General features: G+C 69.0%; 17 protein-coding genes. 13 read left to right on the forward strand and 4 right to left on the reverse strand.

All coding sequences use genetic code 11. The annotated features are described in order from the left end of the window. Positions 1–42: 42 nt before the first annotated feature. Complete coding sequence (gene typA / locus ESD82_RS04660; RefSeq protein WP_147428883.1) at positions 43–1,863, forward strand: translational GTPase TypA; 1,821 nt, start codon at positions 43–45, stop codon at positions 1,861–1,863. An 84-nt stretch (positions 1,864–1,947) separates the two neighbouring features. After that, a complete protein-coding gene (locus ESD82_RS04665) occupies positions 1,948–2,595 on the forward strand; it encodes a TetR/AcrR family transcriptional regulator (protein WP_147428882.1) in 648 nt (215 codons plus the stop codon). A gap of 17 nt (positions 2,596–2,612) precedes the next feature. Here the strand turns inward: ESD82_RS04665 and ESD82_RS04670 are convergent, their stop codons facing one another. Then, the gene (locus ESD82_RS04670) at positions 2,613–2,936 is read right to left on the reverse strand and encodes a 2Fe-2S iron-sulfur cluster-binding protein (RefSeq protein ID WP_058096312.1); all 324 of its coding nucleotides are present in this window, start codon (positions 2,934–2,936) and stop codon (positions 2,613–2,615) included. Positions 2,937–3,047: 111 nt separating this feature from the next. After that, the gene (gene xseA, locus ESD82_RS04675; RefSeq protein ID WP_147428881.1) at positions 3,048–4,607 is read right to left on the reverse strand and encodes an exodeoxyribonuclease VII large subunit; all 1,560 of its coding nucleotides are present in this window, start codon (positions 4,605–4,607) and stop codon (positions 3,048–3,050) included. A 108-nt stretch (positions 4,608–4,715) separates the two neighbouring features. Here xseA and purD point away from each other — a divergent pair, with 108 nt between their 5' ends. Together purD and ESD82_RS04685 are read left to right on the forward strand one after the other, a co-directional pair. Next, positions 4,716–5,978 carry a phosphoribosylamine--glycine ligase gene (purD, locus tag ESD82_RS04680; protein WP_024844755.1) on the forward strand — a complete coding sequence of 421 codons (1,263 nt, stop codon included), beginning with the start codon at positions 4,716–4,718 and terminating at the stop codon, positions 5,976–5,978. A gap of 337 nt (positions 5,979–6,315) precedes the next feature. Continuing rightward, positions 6,316–7,878, forward strand: coding sequence for a 2-isopropylmalate synthase (locus ESD82_RS04685; RefSeq protein ID WP_147428880.1), 1,563 nt, complete (start codon positions 6,316–6,318; stop codon positions 7,876–7,878). Positions 7,879–7,903: 25 nt separating this feature from the next. On the opposite strand, the gene ESD82_RS04690 is transcribed toward ESD82_RS04685, so the two are convergent. Further along, positions 7,904–8,728, reverse strand: coding sequence for a putative rhamnosyl transferase (locus ESD82_RS04690; RefSeq protein ID WP_244314454.1), 825 nt, complete (start codon positions 8,726–8,728; stop codon positions 7,904–7,906). Between the two features lie 274 nt (positions 8,729–9,002). Here ESD82_RS04690 and ESD82_RS04695 point away from each other — a divergent pair, with 274 nt between their 5' ends. The 9 genes from ESD82_RS04695 (at position 9,003) to ESD82_RS04735 (ending at position 18,821) form a co-directional block, all read left to right on the forward strand. Continuing rightward, a complete protein-coding gene (locus ESD82_RS04695; RefSeq protein ID WP_024844758.1) occupies positions 9,003–10,037 on the forward strand; it encodes a rod shape-determining protein in 1,035 nt (344 codons plus the stop codon). Between the two features lie 13 nt (positions 10,038–10,050). Beyond that, the gene (gene mreC, locus ESD82_RS04700) at positions 10,051–10,995 is read left to right on the forward strand and encodes a rod shape-determining protein MreC (protein ID WP_024844759.1); all 945 of its coding nucleotides are present in this window, start codon (positions 10,051–10,053) and stop codon (positions 10,993–10,995) included. Further along, entirely contained in the window at positions 10,988–11,518 is a 531-nt protein-coding gene (locus ESD82_RS04705) for a rod shape-determining protein MreD (RefSeq protein WP_024844760.1), read from the forward strand. The genes mreC and ESD82_RS04705 overlap by 8 nt, the downstream gene beginning before the upstream one ends. 3 nt (positions 11,519–11,521) lie before the next feature. Beyond that, positions 11,522–13,465 (forward strand): penicillin-binding protein 2, encoded by a 1,944-nt coding sequence (gene mrdA / locus ESD82_RS04710; protein WP_147428878.1) that lies wholly within the window; start codon positions 11,522–11,524, stop codon positions 13,463–13,465. 3 nt (positions 13,466–13,468) lie between these two features. Next, positions 13,469–14,611 (forward strand): rod shape-determining protein RodA, encoded by a 1,143-nt coding sequence (rodA, locus tag ESD82_RS04715; protein WP_024844762.1) that lies wholly within the window; start codon positions 13,469–13,471, stop codon positions 14,609–14,611. Continuing rightward, on the forward strand, positions 14,589–15,536 hold the full coding sequence (locus ESD82_RS04720; RefSeq protein WP_231486796.1) for a 2-hydroxyacid dehydrogenase: 948 nt from the start codon (positions 14,589–14,591) through the stop codon (positions 15,534–15,536). The genes rodA and ESD82_RS04720 overlap by 23 nt, the downstream gene beginning before the upstream one ends. 117 nt (positions 15,537–15,653) lie before the next feature. After that, entirely contained in the window at positions 15,654–17,087 is a 1,434-nt protein-coding gene (locus ESD82_RS04725; RefSeq protein ID WP_147428877.1) for a mannose-1-phosphate guanylyltransferase/mannose-6-phosphate isomerase, read from the forward strand. Positions 17,088–17,164: 77 nt separating this feature from the next. Further along, entirely contained in the window at positions 17,165–18,163 is a 999-nt protein-coding gene (locus tag ESD82_RS04730; RefSeq protein WP_244314455.1) for an ABC transporter substrate-binding protein, read from the forward strand. A 49-nt stretch (positions 18,164–18,212) separates the two neighbouring features. Continuing rightward, positions 18,213–18,821, forward strand: coding sequence for a YitT family protein (locus tag ESD82_RS04735; RefSeq protein ID WP_147428875.1), 609 nt, complete (start codon positions 18,213–18,215; stop codon positions 18,819–18,821). 168 nt (positions 18,822–18,989) lie between these two features. Here ESD82_RS04735 and ESD82_RS04740 read toward each other — a convergent pair whose 3' ends face one another. Next, positions 18,990–19,334, reverse strand: coding sequence for an arsenate reductase family protein (locus tag ESD82_RS04740; protein WP_036747688.1), 345 nt, complete (start codon positions 19,332–19,334; stop codon positions 18,990–18,992). Position 19,335 lies beyond the last annotated feature (1 nt).

Here is a 19,335-nt window from a genome sequence, read left to right on the forward strand (position 1 = left end):
CCTCTGCGTTACCGGGGGCGCAAATTCTGAAAAAGGCCCCCTATGGACATCCGCAATATCGCGATCATCGCCCATGTCGACCATGGCAAGACGACCCTGGTCGATCAGCTCTTGAAGCAATCGGGCAGTTTCCGCGAAAATCAGGCCGTGGCCGAGCGCGTGATGGACAGCAACGACATCGAGCGTGAGCGCGGCATCACCATCCTGGCCAAGGCGACCTCGGTCGAGTGGAAGGGAACCCGCATCAATATCGTCGACACCCCCGGCCACGCCGATTTCGGCGGCGAGGTGGAGCGCATCCTGTCGATGGTGGACGGCGTCTGCCTGCTGGTCGATGCCGCCGAAGGTCCGATGCCGCAGACCAAGTTCGTGACTTCCAAGGCGCTGGCCCTGGGGCTGCGGCCCATCGTGGTGCTGAACAAGGTGGATAAGCCCGCCGCCGATCCCGACAAGGCGCTGGATGAGGTGTTCGACCTGTTCGCCAACCTGGGCGCCAGCGACAAACAGCTTGATTTCCCGCATCTTTATGCCTCCGGCATCGGCGGCTGGGCCGACGAGACCCTGGAAGGGCCCAGGAAGGACATGACGGCGCTGTTCGATCTGGTGCTGCGCCATGTCGAGGCGCCGAAACAGATCGAGCGCCAGGACGAGCCCTTCCAGATGCTGGCGACCACGCTGGGCGCCGACCCGTTCATCGGCCGCATCCTGACCGGCCGGGTCGAGGCCGGCCGCGCCAAGGCCGGCGACACCATCAAGGCGCTGTCGCGCGACGGCGAGCGCATCGAGCAGTTCCGTGTCTCCAAGGTGCTGGCCTTCCGCGGCCTGAACCAGCAGCCGATCGACGAGGCGGTGGCGGGCGACATCGTCACCCTGGCCGGCATGTCCAAGGCTACCGTGGCCGATACGCTCTGCGCGCTCGAGGTGGACACGCCCCTGCCCGCCCAGCCCATCGATCCGCCGACGATCAGCGTCACCTTCGGCATCAACGACAGCCCGCTGGCGGGCCGCGACGGCAACAAGGTGCAGTCGCGGGTGATTCGCGAGCGGCTGATGAAAGAGGCCGAGACCAATGTCGCCATCAAGGTCGAGGACACGCCGGGCGGCGACGCCTTCATCGTCTCGGGCCGCGGCGAACTGCAGATGGGCGTGCTGATCGAGAACATGCGCCGCGAGGGATTCGAGCTGTCGATCTCGCGCCCGCGCGTCATCTTCCGCGAAGAGGACGGCCAGCGCCTCGAACCGATCGAGGAGGTCATCATCGACGTCGATGACGACTATACCGGCGTGGTGATCGAAAAGCTGACCGGCGACCGCAAGGGCGAGATGGTGGACATGCGCCCCGCCGGGACCGGCAAGACCCGCATCGTCGCCCATGTGCCCTCGCGCGGGCTGATCGGCTATCACGGCGAGTTCATGACCGACACCCGCGGCAACGGCGTGCTGAACCGCATCTTCCACGGCTGGGCGCCCTACAAGGGCGCGATCCAGGGCCGCCGCCAGGGCGTGCTGATTTCCATGGAGGACGGGGTTTCGGTGGCCTATGCGCTGTGGAACCTGGAAGAGCGCGGCAAGATGTTCATCGGCGCACAAGAGCAGGTCTATCAGGGCATGATCATCGGCGAGCATTCGCGCGACAACGACCTGGAAGTGAACCCGCTGAAGGGCAAGAAGCTGACCAACGTGCGTGCCTCGGGCACGGATGAGGCGGTGCGGCTGACCCCGCCGGTGCGCATGTCGCTGGAAGAGGCCATCGCCTATATCGACAATGACGAGCTGGTCGAGGTCACGCCCAAGAACATCCGCCTGCGCAAGCGTTACCTGGACCCGCACGAGCGCAAGCGCCAGTCCCGCGCCGAGGGTTGAGCTTCTTTCCGCCGCTTGGGATTACAGGCTTTCGCGGCGGAGAAACTCTGTTAGATTTGAAGCAAGTTGTCTCAGGAGCGGCTGATGGAAGGCCGGGGGAATATCTATCAAAGCTTGATCTTCGCCGCCCAGGAGCATCTGGAGGAAAGCGGCCGGCTGCCCTCTGACCTCGCCGAACTTGCCCCGCGCACCGCGGCGAGCGAGGAAGAGATCCGCAGCATGTTCAGTTCGATCGAGGAACTGCACGAGGGGCTGATCTATCACGCCGTCACCCTGCTCAACGATGCGCTGCGCGAGGGGGTGATCCAGGCCAATACCGCCGACCCGATCGAACAGATGCATTCGATCGCCCACAGCTATCTGGCTTGGGCCGAGGCGAATCCGACGCTGTTTCGGCTTCTGGTCGATAGGCTTTGCGGCCCGATCAAGCCCGGCAGCGCCTTGCATCGCTATACCAGCTCGATGCGCGACCTCTATCACCGCAAGCTGTCCGAGGCGCAGCGGCTCGGCATCCTGTCCCCGGACACCGACATCGACATCTCGACCATGATGCTGCATTGCCTGGTCAAGGGCGGCAACATGATGTTCCTGACGCGCAGCACCGATCCCTGGTTCGACGGCGATTCCCGCTCGACCCGCGAACTCGCCGAACGGATATTCGCCGAGTTCATGGGCAACCTGATCCGGGCCAATGCGCCCGCATCCGCGCCCGCCACCAGCGAAAAGGCCTGAGCGGGACGCGGCTGCGCTCAGATCTGGCGTTCGGGCAGGTTCACCACCAGCCCGTCGAGTTCCGGCGTCACCTTGATCTGGCAGGTCAGGCGCGAGCGCACCGGATCGGGCTGCCAGGCGAAGTCCAGCATGTCCTCTTCCATCGGATCCCTGGGCGGCAGCCGGTCCACCCATTCCGACGCCACATAGACATGGCAGGTCGAACAGGCGCAGGCGCCGCCGCAATCCGCATCGATGCCGGGTACGCCGTTGTCGCGCGCGCCCTCCATCACGGTCATGCCGGGTTTGACGTCGATTTCGTGGACGGTGCCGTTGTGCTCGATGTAAGTGATCTTGGCCATGGGTGCCTTCCTTGCGCTTCATGCCGCAGATAGGTCATCGCGCCGCAAGAGAAAAGCCCCGCCCGCGCGGCGGTTTTCCGCATCCTGCTGCGCGGCCCTGGGCCTGGCGCGCTAGAAAAGCGATTTCTGGCCCCGGGGCTCGCGCGGCTTGCGGGCGGGTTTTGCCGGGGGCGCGTCGGGGCGCGCCGTCAGTCGGCCGTCCAGGAACTCGATCTCGAAACGCGGGGCCTGCGCCGCCTCGGCCGCCTCGGTCAGCAGGCCCGCAGGACCATGCACGACGGCGAATCCGCGGCGCAGGGTCTCGCGATAGCCCAGCGTCTGGCGCAAGCGGTCCAGCCGCTCCAGCGCCTCGCGGCGGGGCGGCAGCATGCGCGCGGCGGCGGCGGCAAGCCTTGCAGCCATGCGCTCCAGCATGTCGCGGTCGCGGGCGGTCTGGCGCGCGGCATCGGCCAGCATCCGCGCGCGAGCCCGCTCCAATCGGCTGCCGAGCTCGGCCAGGCGCTCGGTCCGGCGCCGGCCCAGCCGCTCAAGGCAAAGCGGCAGCCGCTGCCCCTGCCCTTGCAACGCATCGCGCCGGCTGCGCAGCATGGTGCGCAGGGCCGACAGCGACAGCGGCAGCGCGTTCAGCCGGTCGCGGCGGGCGCGCACGAAACCGCGCAGCGCCGGCTCCAGCCGCTCGGCGAACAGGTCGAAACGTTGCCGGGCCGGGTCGGTCAGCGCCTGCGGCCGGCCAAGCGCGCGGCCCAGGTCGGCCAGCCGCTGGCGCCGGCGCTGGTTGCCCCCCTGGGCGGCGCGCATCATCCGGGCCCGGATCTCGGCCAGCCGGGCGGCCAGTTCGGCGCGCACCGGCACCGCCATCTCGGCCGCGGCGGTGGGCGTCGGCGCCCGGCGGTCCGCGGCGAAATCGATCAGCGTGGTATCGGTCTCGTGCCCCACGGCCGAGATCAGCGGAATCGCGCTGGCGGCGGCGGCACGGACCACGGCTTCCTCGTTGAAGCCCCAGAGATCCTCGAGGCTGCCGCCGCCGCGGGCGACGATGATCAGCTCGGGGCGCGGGATCGCCCCGCCCTGGGGCAGCGCGTTGAAGCCCTGGATCGCCGCGGCGACCTGCGGCGCGCAGCCCTCGCCCTGCACCGCCACCGGCCAGATCAGCACCCGCGTCGGAAAGCGGTCGCGCAGCCGGTGCAGGATGTCGCGGATCACCGCGCCCGAGGGCGAGGTCACGACGCCGATCACCCGCGGCAGATAGGGCAGCGGGCGCTTGCGCGATTCGTCGAACAGCCCTTCGGCCGCCAGCGCCTTGCGGCGCTTCTCCAGCATCATCATCAGCGCGCCGACGCCGGCGGGTTCGAGTTCCTCGACGATCAGCTGGTATTTCGACTGGCCGGGAAAGGTGGTCAGCCGGCCGGTGGCGATGACCTCGATCCCCTCCTCGGGGCGGGTCGAGAGGCGCGCGGCCTGCCCCTTCCAGGTCACGGCGGCGATCACAGCGCGGTCGTCCTTGAGGTCGAAGTAAAGGTGCCCGGACGAGGGGCGCGAGACGCGGCCGATCTCGCCGCGCACGCGGACGCGGCCGAACTCGCCCTCGAGCACGCGCTTCACCGCGCCCGAGATCTCGGAGACGGTGAATTCATGGGCGTTGCTGGCGGGCGTCTCTTCGAAAAGCTCCATGGCCCGGTTGTGGCGCGGGGCGCGGGCGGGATCAAGGGGTTTGGGGGATTGATCCGGCGCGGGGCAGTTCCTAGAAGTCGCCAGACATTCGCAAGGGGGCCTTTTCGCATGAACATCCTGATCCTCGGCAGCGGCGGGCGCGAACATGCGCTGGCCTGGGCGATCCGGCAGAATCCGAAATGCGACCGGCTGTTCGTCGCGCCGGGCAATGCCGGGATGGAGCCGCTGGCCCGGCTGGCGGAACTGGACATCCTGTCCGGCCCCGCCGTGATCGGCTTTTGCGAGGAGAACGCCATCGACCTGGTGGTGATCGGCCCCGAGGCGCCGCTGGCGGCCGGCGTCGCCGACGAATTGCGGGCGGCGGGGATCCTGGTCTTCGGCCCGTCCAGGGCGGCGGCGATGCTGGAGGCCTCGAAAAGCTTCACCAAGGCGGTCTGCGACGCCTGCGGCGCGCCGACCGCCGCCTGGGCGCGCTTCGATGCCGCCGAGCCGGCGCGGGCCTATATCCGCGCGCAGGGCGCGCCCATCGTCGTGAAGGCGGACGGGCTGGCCGCCGGCAAGGGCGTGACCGTCGCGATGACCGAGGCCGAGGCCGTCGCCGCCGTAGACGACGCCTTCGGCGGCGCCTTCGGCACGGCCGGGGCCGAGGTGGTGATCGAGGAGTTCATGGAGGGCGAGGAGGCGAGCTTCTTCGTCCTGTGCGACGGGACGGATTGTCTGCCGATCGGCACCGCCCAGGACCACAAGCGCGTGGGCGACGGCGATACCGGGCCGAATACCGGCGGCATGGGCGCCTATTCCCCGGCCCCGGTGCTGACCGAAGCCATCCAGGACCAGGTGATGGCCGAGATCGTGCGCCCCACCGTGGCCGAGATGGCGCGGCGCGGTACGCCGTTCCAGGGCGTGCTCTATGCTGGGCTGATGATCGAGGGCGGCCGGGCGCGGCTGGTGGAATACAATGTCCGCTTCGGCGACCCGGAATGCCAGGTGCTGATGATGCGGCTGGGCGCGCAGGCGCTGGACCTGATCCTGGCCTGCGCCGAGGGCCGGCTGGGCGAGATGGCGGTGAGCTGGGCCGACGACCACGCGCTCACCGTGGTGCTGGCCGCGAAGGGCTATCCCGGCGCCTATGAGAAGGGCAGCATGATCGGCGGGCTCGATGCGCTGCCCGAGGACAGTTTCCGCATGGTGTTTCACGCCGGAACCGCGCGGCGCGACGGGCAGATCGTCGCCACCGGCGGGCGCGTCCTGGCCGCGACCGGGCGCGGGGCGACGCTGGCCGAGGCGCATGCCCGCGCCTATGCGCTGGTCGACGGCATCGACTGGCCCGAGGGATTCTGCCGCCGCGACATCGGCTGGCGCGCGCTTTGAGACGCCGCGCCTGCGGCACGGGCGGATGGGTATTTGAAGAACGAAGAAGTCCCCGGGGCGGTGCGAGATGGCATCGCCCCGGCCGGTTCCAGGGCCGGGAAAAGTCCGGCGGGCGTATTTTTTGCCTTTTCAAGCCGGTGGCGCGGGTCTTATAGTCCGCGCCATGACTCGGATGCAGCAGATCATTGCCACGGCCCCGCACGCGCATGACGGCGCGCGCATTGCCGTGAACCACCGCGGTCTCCTTCTTCTTACGCTGCGCTGAGCGGGTCTCCGGGCCGCCGCTCAGTCAGGTTCGTGCCCGGACCCTATGCGAGCATGAAGAAGGATTCCCGACATGACCGATCCGAACCGCGTCCTGATCTTTGACACCACCCTGCGCGACGGCGAGCAATCGCCCGGCGCCACCATGACCCATAGCGAGAAGCTGGAAATCGCCCAGATGCTGGACGAGATGGGCGTGGACATCATCGAGGCGGGCTTTCCCATCGCCTCGGAGGGCGATTTCGCCGCCGTGAGCGAGATCGCGAAACAGGCGCAGAACGCCGTGATCTGCGGCCTGGCCCGCGCCCAGTTCCCCGATATCGACCGCTGCTGGGAGGCGGTGAAGCATGCGAAGCGCCCGCGCATCCATACCTTCATCGGCACCTCGCCGCTGCACCGGGCCATCCCGAACCTGGACATGGACCAGATGGCCGAGCGGATCGAGCAGACCGTGAGCCATGCCCGCAACCTGTGCGACGACGTGCAATGGTCGCCGATGGACGCCACCCGGACCGAGCACGACTATCTGTGCCGGGTGGTCGAGATCGCCATCCGCTGCGGCGCCACCACCATCAACATCCCCGACACCGTGGGCTATACCGCGCCGCGCGAATCGGCCGCGCTGATCCGCATGCTGCTGGAGCGGGTGCCGGGTGCCGACGGGGTGGTCTTCGCCACGCATTGCCACAACGACCTGGGCATGGCGACCGCCAATGCCCTGGCCGCCGTCGAGGCCGGCGCGCGCCAGGTCGAATGCACCATCAACGGGCTGGGCGAGCGGGCCGGCAACACCGCGCTGGAAGAGGTGGTGATGGCGCTGAAGGTGCGCCACGACATCATGCCCTATACGACCGGCATCGACACAACGAAGATCATGGGCATCTCGCGCCGGGTCAGCCAGGTCTCGGGCTTTCCGGTGCAGTTCAACAAGGCCATCGTCGGCAAGAACGCCTTCCTGCACGAATCCGGCATCCACCAGGACGGCGTGCTGAAGAATGTCGAGACCTTCGAGATCATGCGCCCCGCCGATATCGGCCTGAACGAGGCCAATATCGCCATGGGCAAGCATTCGGGCCGCGCCGCGCTGCGCTCGAAGCTGCGCGACCTGGGCTACGAGCTGGGCGACAACCAGCTGAGGGACATCTTCGTGCGCTTCAAGGCCCTGGCCGACCGCAAGAAGGAGATCTACGACGACGACCTGGTGGCGCTGATGCAGGACAGCGCCGCCAATACCGAGCACGATTACCTGCAGGTGAAGCACCTGCGCGTGGTCTGCGGCACGGACGGGCAGTCGGCCGACCTGACCATGACGGTCGGCGGCGAGGAAAAGACCGTCCATGCCACCGGCGACGGCCCGGTCGATGCCTGTTTCAACGCCGTCAAGGCGATCTGGCCGCATAAGGCGCGGCTGCAGCTCTACCAGGTCCATGCCGTGACCGAGGGCACCGATGCCCAGGCCACCGTCAGCGTGCGCATGGAGGAGGAAGGCCGCATCGCCACCGGCCAGGCCTCGGATACCGACACCATCCTGGCCAGCGTCAAGGCCTATGTGGGGGCGCTGAACCGGTTGAAGGTGCGCCGCGACATGGTCGGCGAAGGCGCCGATGCCAAGCAGGTCAGCATGTATTCGCACTGACCGCCGCGGGAAGTGACGGGGGCGGTCAGGCCGCCCCCTTGCGTTCCACGAAGCCCAGGTCGACGCCTTGCAGAAAGGGAAAGTCCTCGGCCAGTTCGCGCTGGAACTCGGCCGGGTCGAGTTGCTGGAACCATTTCGGGAACCTGGCAACGATGGTGGCGACGGAATCGCCTTCGTCCCAGCGGGTCTGCACATAGCCCAGGCCGTCCACGTCGGTGAAGGCCGGGAAATACCTGGGCAGCTGGAAGTGGTTATAGGCATAGATGCAGCGCCCCGGCCCGCGCATGCGCACCGCCGCCCCCGCGCCCAGGAAGGGCTGGTGCGCGCGCCAGTAGCTGATCGGCTCGCCCTCGTAGCTGCCCATGACCAGACCCTGCGGGTAGCTGATGGCAAAGGCCGGCAGGTCGGCGAAGCGCCGGGCATGGCGGCGGATGCGGGCGACGTGATGGCGGCTGAAGGCGTCGTCGTCATCGACCCGGAACTGGATCACCGGCCGGCCCGCCGCCTCGGCCGCCTCGCGCAGGGGCTCGCGCAACGCGTTCACCGTCTCGCGCCTGTCCGAGACGATCAGCCGGATCTGCGGCACGCCGGCGCACAGATCGCGCAGCCGGTCCAGCCAGGGACGCGGCATATCGGGCGAGGTCAGCAGCCAGAAGCGGAAATCCGCGTCGGTCTGGGCCTTGATCGAGGGCAGGCACAGCGCCTGGAAGGCGGCAAAGCGGCGCTCCAGCCGCTCGGGCGCGTAAAGCATGGCGCCGCGCTGCGCCAGACGCTCGGGCGCACCGGCCCCCTGCCCCGCGGTCCCGGCCCAGTCGCAGCGGCCCAGGAAGGAAAAACGGCAGATCCCCACGATAACGTCCTGCAAACCCTGCCCTTTCCTCGTCACCAAAACCGGCGGCAGCCTAGCAGCCCGTGCCGGCCGGTCAAGCGCGCGCGCCGCGCCTTGCGCGAAACAGGGGCGCGGCCCGGCGGGGCATCATTTTCCGGTTTCCCCGCGCCAAGGCTCGGCCTATATGTCCAGCACCTTCGACGGGGCGACTCGTCGGGGCAATCGGGCAATGGCCGCGCGCAAAAAGGGCGGCAGGAATGCCGTCTTGGCAGGGACGGCGGAAGGGGTAGTTCACATGGCCTTTGGCGGGTTGTTTTCCACCGATATCGCGATCGACCTGGGGACCGCGAACACGCTGATCTACGTCAAGGGCAAGGGCGTCATCCTGAACGAGCCCTCGGTCGTCGCCTATCACGTCAAGGACGGCAAGAAACAGGTGCTGGCGGTGGGCGAGGACGCCAAGCTGATGCTGGGCCGCACGCCGGGCAGCATCGAGGCGATCCGGCCGATGCGCGAGGGGGTCATCGCCGATTTCGACAGCGCCGAGGAAATGATCAAGCATTTCATCAAGAAGGTGTTCAAGCGCACCACCTTCTCGAAGCCCAAGGTCATCATCTGCGTGCCGCATGGCGCCACCCCGGTCGAGAAGCGCGCCATCCGCCAGTCGGTGCTTTCGGCCGGCGCGCGCCGCGCCGGGCTGATCGCCGAGCCGATCGCGGCCGCCATCGGCGCCGGCATGCCGATCACCGAGCCGACCGGCAGCATGGTCGTCGACATCGGCGGCGGCACCACCGAGGTTGCGGTGCTGTCGCTGGGCGACGTGGTCTATGCCCGCTCGGTCCGCATCGGCGGCGACCGGATGGATGACGCGCTGATCAACTACCTGCGCCGCAGCCACAACCTGCTGATCGGCGAATCGACGGCCGAGCGCATCAAGACCCAGATCGGCACCGCCCGCATGCCCGACGACGGGCGCGGCGCCGCGATCATGGTGCGCGGCCGCGACCTCTTGAACGGCATCCCGAAAGAGATGGAGATCACCCAGGCCATGGTCGCCGAGGCCCTGGCCGAGCCGGTGCAGCAGATCTGCGAATCGGTGATGGTGGCGCTGGAGGCGACGCCGCCCGACCTCGCCGCCGACATCGTGGACCGCGGCGTCATGCTGACCGGCGGCGGCGCCATGCTGGGCGAGCTGGACCTGGCGCTGCGCGAGCAGACCGGGCTGATGATCAGCCTGGCCGACCAGCCGATGAGCTGCGTGGCCCTGGGCACCGGCAAGGCCCTTGAATTCGAAAAGCAACTGCGCCACGTGATCGATTACGACAGCTGAGCGGGTTTGGCCCATGGCGCGCAAGGGCCCTGATTACGCGGCTCCGGTCCGCCGCATCCTGGTTTCGCTGCTGGTGCTGGTGCTGCTGGCGGTGTTCCTGTTCTGGCAGATCGACAGCCCGCGCGCCGAGCGCATGCGCGCCGCCTTCATCGACCGTTTCGTGCCCAGTTTCGACTGGGTGATGGCGCCGGTGACGAAGCTGTCGCGCATGGTCTCGGGTTTCCAGTCCTATGCCCGGCTCTACGAGCAGAACCAGGAATTGCGGCGCGAGCTGCAGAAGATGGCGGCCTGGAAAGAGGCGGCCGTGCAGCTGGAACAGGAAAACGCCAAGCTTCTGGCGCAGAACAATGTCAGGATCGACCCCGCGCTGACCTCGGTCTCGGGCGTGGTGCTGACCGACAGCGGCACGGCCTTTCGCCAGTCGGTGCTGCTGAACGTCGGCGCGCGCGACGGCATCCTGGACGGCTGGGCGACGATGGACGGGCTGGGGCTCGTGGGGCGCATCTCGGGCGTGGGGCAGACCACCAGCCGGGTCATGCTGCTGACCGATCCCTCCAGCCGCATCCCGGTGACGATCCTGCCCTCGGGCCAGCATGCGCTGCTGACCGGGGACAACACCGCCCTGCCGGCGCTGGACTTCATCGAAAGCCCGGAAAACCTGCGCCCCGGCGACCGGGTGATCAGCTCGGGCGACGGGGGGGTGTTCCCGCCGGGCCTGCCGGTCGGCCAGGTGGCGTTGGCCAGCGACGGCCGGCTGCGGGTGCGGTTGGCCGCCGATTATGGCCGGCTGGAATTCCTGCGCGTGCTGCGCAGCCACCCGGCCGAGCAGCTTTCCGATACCGGGCTGCTGATCCCACCGCCGCCGGCGGATTTCATCGGCCCGCCCCTGCCGCCCTTGGCCGACATGCAGGCGGCCGGCGAGAATTCCGAGGCCGCAGCCGGGGCCGGGGATGATTGATCCCGCCCGCCGCCGCCGGTTCCTGGGGCAGGCGCTGTTCGTGGCGCTGTTCCTGGCGATCCTGTTCTGGCGGCTTCTGCCGCTGGCGCCGGGCCGCATCGGTTGGCCGGGGCCGGACCTGGCGCTGTGCCTGGTGCTGGTCTGGGTGCTGCGCCGTCCCGAACAGGTGCCGGTCGCGACCATCGCCGCGCTGTTCCTGATCGAGGACATCCTGCTGATGCGCCCCATCGGCCTGGGCGCCGCCCTGGCCGTCATCGTCACCGAGGCCGCAAGAAAGCGCGAGCCGCATTGGCGCGAACTGCCTTTCATGGTTGAATGGCTGCGGGTGGCGACGCTCCTGGCGCTGATGATGGTGGCAAACCGCGTATTGCTGGCGGTATTTTTCCTGCCCCTTCCCCCGTTCGGGCAGGTGATCTTGCAATTCATCGCCACGATCGCCGCCTATCCGCTGGTCGCGGGCCTTGCCGGCTGGGCGCTTGGCCTGCCGCGCGGCCGCGCCGAACGAGACACGAGGCATCGCTGAGCCATGCGCAAATCGGAACGCGAAATCGCCGAAAGCAGCCGGCTCATCACCCGCCGGGTGCTGATGCTGGGGACGATCCAGGCGGCGGTGGTGTCGGTCCTGGGGCTGAAGCTGCGCTCGATGCAGGTGGAACATGCCGACGAATACCGGATGCTGTCGGACGGCAACTCGATCAAGATCCGGCTGCTGCCGCCGGCGCGCGGGCTGATCCTGGACCGCAACGGCACCATCATCGCCGGCAACGAACAGAACTATCGCGTCACCCTGACCCGCGAGGAGGCGGGCGATGTCTCGGCCGTGATCGCCCGGCTGCGCCACATTATCCCGATGAGCGACCGCCAGGCCGCCGAGATCCTGGCCGAGATCCACAGGCGCAGCGCCGTGACCCCGGTGCTGGTGGCCGACCGCCTGACCTGGGACGAGTTTTCCTCGATCGCGCTCAATGCCCCGGCCCTGCCCGGCGTGACGCCCGAGGCGGGGCTGTCGCGCAGCTATCCGCGCGCCGGCGATTTCGCGCATGTGCTGGGCTATGTCGGCCCGGTCTCGGATTACGACCTCTCGAAGATCGAGGATCCCGACCCGGTGCTGCGCCTGCCCGAGTTCCAGCTGGGCAAGGTCGGCATGGAGGCCAAGCTGGAAGAGGCGCTACGCGGCAAGGCCGGCTCGCGCCGGGTCGAGGTGAACAGCGCCGGGCGCGAGATGCGCGAGCTGTCGCGGCAAGAGGGGCAGCAGGGCGCCACGGTGCAGACCACGCTGGACGCGGGGTTGCAGAATTTCGCCACCCAGCGGCTGGGCAGCGAAAGCGCCGCGGCGGTGGTGATCGACGTGACCAACGGCGACATCCTGGCGATTTCCTCCTCGCCGGTCTTCGATCCGAACAAGTTCGTGCGCGGCATCTCGGGCCCGGACTATCGCGCGCTGATGGAACATGACCACCGCCCGCTGGCCGACAAGACGGTGCAGGGTGTCTATCCGCCCGGCTCGACCTTCAAGATGGTGACGCTGCTCGCAGGGCTCGAGGCCGGGGTCATCAACGCCGGTTCGCGCTTCTATTGCCCCGGCTATACCCAGGTCGCCGGGCGGCGCTTCCACTGCTGGAGCCGGGGCGGGCACGGCATGGTCGATGCGCTGCGCAGCCTCGAACATTCCTGCGACGTCTATTACTACGAACTGGCGCAGCGCGTCGGCATCGACCGCATCGCCGCCATGGCGCGCAAGCTGGGGATCGGCGTGCGCCACGACCTGCCCATGTCCGCCATTGCCGAGGGCATCGCGCCCGACCGGGCCTGGAAGAAGGCGCGCTACGACCAGGAATGGCAGGTGGGCGATTCGCTCAACGCCTCGATCGGCCAGGGCTATGTCCTGGCCTCGCCGTTGCAGCTGGCGGTGATGACGGCGCGGGTGGCGACGGGGCGCGCGGTGGCGCCGCGGCTGGTGCGCGCCATCGACGGCGTGGCCGAGCCGGTGCCGGAATGGCCGGAACTGGACATCAACCCGCTGAACCTGCGCACGGCGCGGGCGGGCATGGACGCGGTGATGAACGCGCCCCGCGGCACCGCCCGCCGCTCGCGCATCCTGGCGCCGGAATGGCAGATGGCCGGCAAGACCGGCACCAGCCAGGTGCGCAACATCACCGCCGCCGAACGCGCCCGCGGCGTGATCTCGAACGACCAGCTGCCCTGGAACCGGCGCGACCATGCGCTGTTCGTCTGCTTCGCGCCCTACGAGATGCCCCGCTATGCGGTCTCGGTCGTGGTCGAGCATGGCGGCGGCGGCGGTGCGGTGGCGGCCCCCATCGCCCGCGACATCCTGCTTTATGCGCTGGCGGACGGCCTGCCGCCGCTGACCGCTTATCCCGAATCCGAGCGCGCCAAGGTGCAGGAAATGTGGTCGCGCCTGAACCTGACCCCCTCGGCCCGCAAGGGCGAGGGACGCGCAAGGGCCTGAGCCATGAGCTATCTGGACTATCACGTCGCGCAGGTGCCGACCGGCTGGCGCAAGATCCTGTATCTGAACTGGCCCCTGGTCTTCCTGGTCACCGCGGTCAGCTGCATCGGCTTCCTGATGCTCTATTCCGTCTCGGGCGGCGACATCGACCGATGGGCCGGCCCGCAGATGGAACGCTTCGCCGTCGGCATGGTGCTGATGTTCGCGCTGGCCTTCGTGCCGATCTGGTTCTGGCGCTCGATCTCGGTGGCCTCCTACGTGATCTGCGTCGGCCTGCTGGTGCTGGTCGAGGTGATGGGCCATGTCGGCATGGGCGCGCAGCGCTGGCTGGTGCTGGGGCCGATCCGCATCCAGCCCTCGGAGCTGACCAAGGTCGCCTTCGTGCTGACGCTGGCGGCCTATTACGACTGGCTGCCGGTGGAAAAGGTCTCGCGCCCGTTCTGGGTGCTGGTGCCGGTGGTGCTGATCCTGCTGCCGACGGGGCTGGTGCTGATGCAGCCCGACCTGGGCACCTCGATCATGCTGATCGCAGGCGGCGGCATCGTCATGTTCGCAGCCGGCGTCAGCCTGTGGTATTTCGCCGGCGTCATCGCCATCGTCGTGGCCGGTATCACCGCGGTGATGGAAAGCCGCGGCACCGACTGGCAATTGCTGCACGACTACCAGTTCCGTCGCATCGACACCTTCCTCGACCCCGGATCGGACCCCTTGGGCGCGGGCTATAACATCGCCCAGGCGCAGATCGCGCTGGGATCTGGCGGCTGGTCGGGGCGCGGCTTCATGCAGGGCACGCAGTCGCGGCTGAACTTCCTGCCCGAGAAGCACACCGATTTCATCTTCACCTCGCTGGCCGAGGAATTCGGCTTTGTCGGCGCGGGATCGCTGCTGATGCTTTACGTGCTGATCCTGGGCTTCTGCCTGTATTCGGCGCTGACCAACCGCGACCGCTTCGCCAGCCTCATGACCATCGGCATCGCCGGGACGTTCTTCCTTTACTTTTCCATCAACATGGCGACGGTGATGGGCATGTTGCCGGCCAAGGGCTCGCCCCTGCCGCTGGTCAGTTACGGAGGAACCTCGCTGATGATCCTGCTGATGGCTTTCGGCATCGTGCAATCGGCCCATGTCCACCGGCCGCGGGGCTGAGGGGATGCGGGTGCTGTTCGCCGCCCCCGCACATCTGTGGGATGCCTGGTCCCCCGCCCTGCGCGCGGCCTGCCCCGAGATGGAGCTGTGCCGCGACGGCGATCCGGCGGGCTTCGACGCGCTGATCTATGCGCCCGGCTATCCCGAGAACGGGCAGGCGCTGGACTTCACCCCCTTCACCCGCGCCCGCGTGATCCAAAGCCTCTGGGCCGGGGTCGAGCGCATCGTGACCAATCCCACGCTGACCCAGCCGCTCTGCCGCATGGTCGATCCGGGGCTGGCGCAGGGCATGGTGGAATATTGCACCGGCTGGGCGCTGCGGACGCATCTGGGCATGGACCGCTTTGCCCAGGACGGCGCCTGGCGCAACCGGCTGACCCCGCCCCTGGCGCAGGGGCGCGGCGTGACGGTGCTGGGCATGGGCGAGCTGGGCCGGGCGGTGGCCTTGGCGCTGGCGGGGCTGGGCTTCCGCGTCGCCGGCTGGTCGCAATCGGGCCGCCCGGTGCCGGGGATCGAGGTGCTGGCGGGCGACGCCCTGCCCCAGGCCCTGGGCAGGGCCGAGATCCTGATCTGCCTGCTGCCCGACACGGCCGGGACGCGCAACCTGCTGGATGCCGAGCGGCTGGCCCTGCTGCCGCCGGGCGCGACGGTCATCAATGCCGGGCGCGGCACGCTAATCGACGAGGCGGCCCTGCTGGCGGCACTGGACCGCGGCCGGCCGGGCCATGCGGTTCTGGACGTATTCCGGCAGGAGCCGCTGCCGCCCGACCATCCGTTCTGGCGCCATCCCGGCGTCACCGTCACCCCCCATGTCGCGGCTGAGACACGGCCCGCCAGCGCCGCCCCGGTGGTGGCCGAGAACCTGCGCCGTGCCATGCAGGGCGCGCCGCTTCTGCACCTGGTGGACCGGGTGCGCGGCTATTGAGCGGCTGTTTCGGGCAGCAGGCCGGCAATCCTGCCGTTTTGCGCAACTTGCACGCGAAAGGAACCCGGCGGATAAGGGGGCCGAAGGTAACGGCCCAAGGCCGATGGAGCGATTTCGATGACGATCACCCCCGTTCTGCTGGCCGGCGGCTCCGGCACCCGGCTCTGGCCCGTCTCGCGCAAGAGCTTTCCCAAGCAATTCGCCCCGCTGGTCGGCGAGGAAAGCCTGTTCCAGGCCTCGGCCCGCCGCCTGTCGGGACCGCGCTACGGCGCGCCGCTGGTGATGACCAATGCGGATTTCCGCTTTATCGTCGCCGAACAGCTGGACCAGATCGGCATCGTGCCCTCGGCCATCCTGATCGAGCCCGCCGGCCGCAACACCGCCCCGGCGATCCTGGCCGCCGCGCTGGCCGCCGCCGAAAAAGACCCCGATGCGCTGCTGCTGGTCGCGCCTTCGGACCATGTCGTGCCGGATGCCGAGGCTTTCGGCCGCGCCGTTGATCTGGGCCTGCCCGCCGCGCGGGCCGGCCGCATCGTCACCTTCGGCATCACCCCCACCCGCCCCGAGACCGGCTATGGCTACATGGAGGCCGAGGGCGGGACCGACAGCGGCGGCGAAGCCCCGCTGGTGCTGAAACGCTTCGTCGAAAAGCCCGACGCGGCGAATGCGGCGCGGATGATCGCGCAGGGCAATTTCCTGTGGAACGCCGGCATCTTCCTCTTCGCCGCCCGCACCATGGTCGACGCCTTCAAGGCCCATGCGCCCGACTATCTTGCCCCCGTGCAGGCGGCGCTGACCGAGGCGCGCATGGATCTGGGCTTCCTGCGGCTTGCGCCCGAACCCTGGGACCGGCTGCCCGACCTGTCGGTGGATTATGCGGTGCTGGAGAAGGCCGACAACCTGTCGGTCGTGCGCTATTCGGGCCATTGGTCGGATCTTGGCGGCTGGGACGCGGTCTGGCGCGAGATCCAGGATGCCGCGCCGGCCGAACGCGGCGCCGTGACCGATGCCCGCTCGACCGCGATCGACTGCGACAACGTGCTGCTGCGCTCGCAGGACGAGGGGATCGAGGTGGTGGGCATCGGCCTGCAGGACGTGATGGTCGTGGCCACTGACGATGCCGTTCTGGTCGCCGGCATGGACCGCGCGCAGGAGGTGCGCAAGGCGGTCAGCGCGCTGAAGGCCAAGGGCGCGCGCCAGGCCGAGCATTTCCTGCGCGACCACCGCCCCTGGGGCTGGTTCGAGACGCTGGCGCTGGCCGACCGCTTCCAGGTCAAGCGCATCGTCGTCAATCCCGGCGCCGCGCTGTCGCTGCAATCGCATTTCCACCGCTCGGAGCATTGGATCGTGGTTTCCGGCACCGCGCGGGTGACGGTGGATGAAACCGTGACGCTGCTGACCGAAAACCAGTCGATCTATGTGCCGCTGGGCGCGGTTCACCGGCTGGAAAACCCCGGCAAGGTGCCGATGGTGCTGATCGAGGTGCAGACCGGCGCCTATCTGGGCGAGGATGACATCGTCCGCTACGAGGATGTCTATTCGCGCGGCTGACCCGCTCGCGGCATCGTGGGGCGCGCCGGCTTGCGGGGCCGGTGCCTGCCGTCTAACCATGGCCGGCGATGAAACGGATGACGAAAACCCCGATCGCGGCCGCATTGCTGCTGGTCCTTGCCGCGCTGACCGCGCGGGCCGAGGATCTGACCGTGCAGCTGAGCGGCGTGGCGCCGGCCGAATCCGCCGGCTATCTGGTCGCCGAGGCGCGCGGCTATTACGCCGAGGAAGGGCTGACCGTGCGGCTGCTGGCCGCGGATCAGGCGGCCCCGCCCTTCGAGACGCTGGCGCGGGGCGAGGCCGATCTGGCGGTCGCCTGGATGTCCACCGCGCTGGTCGCCCGCGAAAACGGCCTGCCCTTGGTCAATATCGCGCAGATCTTCGCCCGCCCCGCGCTGCGGCTGACCTGCCTGCGCGAGACGGGCGTGACAAGCGCCGCCGATCTGCGCGGCAAGACCATCGGCAGCCGGTTCGGCGGCACGGAATATCCGCTGCAGGCCTGGCTGAACCGGCTGGGACTGGTCGCCGACGGCAGCCTGTCCGGAGTCAGCCTGCTGGCGCAATGGTCGGGGGCCGAGATGCTGCGCCAGAAACAGGCCGCCTGCATCAGCACGCTCAGCCACGACCCGGTGCCGGGCGAGGGGCTGGTCGAACTCGATCCGCAGGACCAGGGCGCCGCGGTGCTGGAGGACGGGCTCTATGTCCTGGCCGGCGCCCTGACCGCCCCCGAGGCCGAGGCGCGGCTGGCCCGGTTCCTGCGCGCCAGCATGAAGGGCTGGCACGAGGCGGTCGCGGCGCCCGAGGACAGCGCCCGGTTGATTCTTGGTCCCGACCCTGATCCGGGCGCCTTGCAGCAGCAGGCCGGGATGCTGCGCGGCATCGCCGGGCTCCTGTCGGCCACCGGCGCGCTGGACGAGGCGGATTATCGCCGCACGGTCGAGACCCTGCGCGCCGGCGGCAGCCGCGCGGTGCTGCGCCGCGAGCCCGAGGGCGCCTTCACCGCCGCCGTCAGCGACCGCGCCGCGCCGCCCGAAGCCGCCGCCGCCGCAGACCGCGACGCCGCGCCGCTGCGCTGATCGCAATGCCCCCTTGCCGGCCCCGCCGGGCGCGGGCAAGAGGAGGCGCATGAGCGACGACACCCCTTCCCCACGCCACAGCCCCATCGAAGATGCGCAGGGCCTGGCCTATGGCAGTTTCATGGCCGCGGTCGGCGTGCTGCTGCTGACGCATCTGGGCTTTGTCACCGGCCAGACGGCGGGGCTGGCGATCCTGATCTCCTATGCGACGGGTTGGGGCTTCGCACCGGTCTTCTTCGTGGTGAACCTGCCGTTCTACTGGCTGGGCTATCGCCGGCTGGGGCTGGGCTTCATGCTGAAATCCTTCATCGCCGTCGCCACGATGTCAGCGCTGGTCGCCATCCTGCCGGCGGGGCTGCAATTCGGCCATGTCCACCCGGCGGTCGGGGCGCTGCTGGTGGGATTCCTGACCGGCTCGGCGCTGCTGGCGCTGTTCCGGCACGGCGCCTCGCTGGGCGGGGTCGGCATCGTGGCGCTGTATCTGCAGGACGCCACCGGCTTTCGCGCCGGCTGGACGCAGTTGATCTTCGACGCCTGCCTGTTCGCCTGTGCGCTGATGCTGCGCGACTGGCAGCTGGTGGCCTGGTCGTTCCTGGGCGCGCTGGTGCTGAACCTGGTGATCGCGATCAACCACCGCCGCGACCGCTATGTCGTCTAGGGGCGGCCGGGAAGGATCTTGAGCCCGTCCTGCGAAGGAGATGGTCCCCAAGCTGGCGCAATTCGGCCCGGACATTCGCGTTTTCCGGGCCGTTCCTGGCGAACGCCCCGGATTCCAGAGCCGGGTCGAGGCCCCACGCCGCTTTTCGGCAGCCGGCCAGGGGGCGACTCAGGCCGCCACCCCCAGCGCGCGCTTGACATTCGCGGTCCAGCCCAGCAGCCGCTTGTCGCCCTCGACGATCGCCGGCCGCTTCATCAGCGAGGGCTTGGCCGAAAGCATCTGCAAGGGCGTGCCGGCACGCTCGTCCTCGGACATGCCGCGCCAGGTCAGGCTGGCGCGGTTCACCAGCTTCTCGCCGAAATCGGTGATCATGCGCTGCCATTCGTCCTGGTCCAGCGGCGCCTTGGCCACGTCGCGGAACTCGACCTGCCAGCCCGCGGCCTGCAACTCGGCCTGCGCCTTCTGGCAGGTCGAGCAATGGGCAAGCCCATACATCTGAAGCCGCCCGGCCATC

The organism is Paracoccus pantotrophus (genome assembly GCF_008824185.1).
Classification (GTDB): domain Bacteria; phylum Pseudomonadota; class Alphaproteobacteria; order Rhodobacterales; family Rhodobacteraceae; genus Paracoccus; species Paracoccus pantotrophus.

Coding starts and splice junctions, on each gene's coding strand:
- rodA (WP_024844762.1), top strand. CDS start 13,469: ATGAGCTATCTGGACTATCACGTCGCGCAGGTGCCGACCGGCTGGCGC.
- ESD82_RS04735 (WP_147428875.1), top strand. CDS start 18,213: ATGAGCGACGACACCCCTTCCCCACGCCACAGCCCCATCGAAGATGCG.
- mreC (WP_024844759.1), top strand. CDS start 10,051: ATGGCGCGCAAGGGCCCTGATTACGCGGCTCCGGTCCGCCGCATCCTG.
- mrdA (WP_147428878.1), top strand. CDS start 11,522: ATGCGCAAATCGGAACGCGAAATCGCCGAAAGCAGCCGGCTCATCACC.
- ESD82_RS04685 (WP_147428880.1), top strand. CDS start 6,316: ATGACCGATCCGAACCGCGTCCTGATCTTTGACACCACCCTGCGCGAC.
- ESD82_RS04740 (WP_036747688.1), bottom strand. CDS start 19,334: ATGGCCGGGCGGCTTCAGATGTATGGGCTTGCCCATTGCTCGACCTGC.
- ESD82_RS04670 (WP_058096312.1), bottom strand. CDS start 2,936: ATGGCCAAGATCACTTACATCGAGCACAACGGCACCGTCCACGAAATC.
- ESD82_RS04665 (WP_147428882.1), top strand. CDS start 1,948: ATGGAAGGCCGGGGGAATATCTATCAAAGCTTGATCTTCGCCGCCCAG.
- ESD82_RS04725 (WP_147428877.1), top strand. CDS start 15,654: ATGACGATCACCCCCGTTCTGCTGGCCGGCGGCTCCGGCACCCGGCTC.
- ESD82_RS04695 (WP_024844758.1), top strand. CDS start 9,003: ATGGCCTTTGGCGGGTTGTTTTCCACCGATATCGCGATCGACCTGGGG.
- typA (WP_147428883.1), top strand. CDS start 43: ATGGACATCCGCAATATCGCGATCATCGCCCATGTCGACCATGGCAAG.
- ESD82_RS04720 (WP_231486796.1), top strand. CDS start 14,589: ATGTCCACCGGCCGCGGGGCTGAGGGGATGCGGGTGCTGTTCGCCGCC.
- xseA (WP_147428881.1), bottom strand. CDS start 4,607: ATGGAGCTTTTCGAAGAGACGCCCGCCAGCAACGCCCATGAATTCACC.
- purD (WP_024844755.1), top strand. CDS start 4,716: ATGAACATCCTGATCCTCGGCAGCGGCGGGCGCGAACATGCGCTGGCC.
- ESD82_RS04705 (WP_024844760.1), top strand. CDS start 10,988: ATGATTGATCCCGCCCGCCGCCGCCGGTTCCTGGGGCAGGCGCTGTTC.
- ESD82_RS04730 (WP_244314455.1), top strand. CDS start 17,165: ATGACGAAAACCCCGATCGCGGCCGCATTGCTGCTGGTCCTTGCCGCG.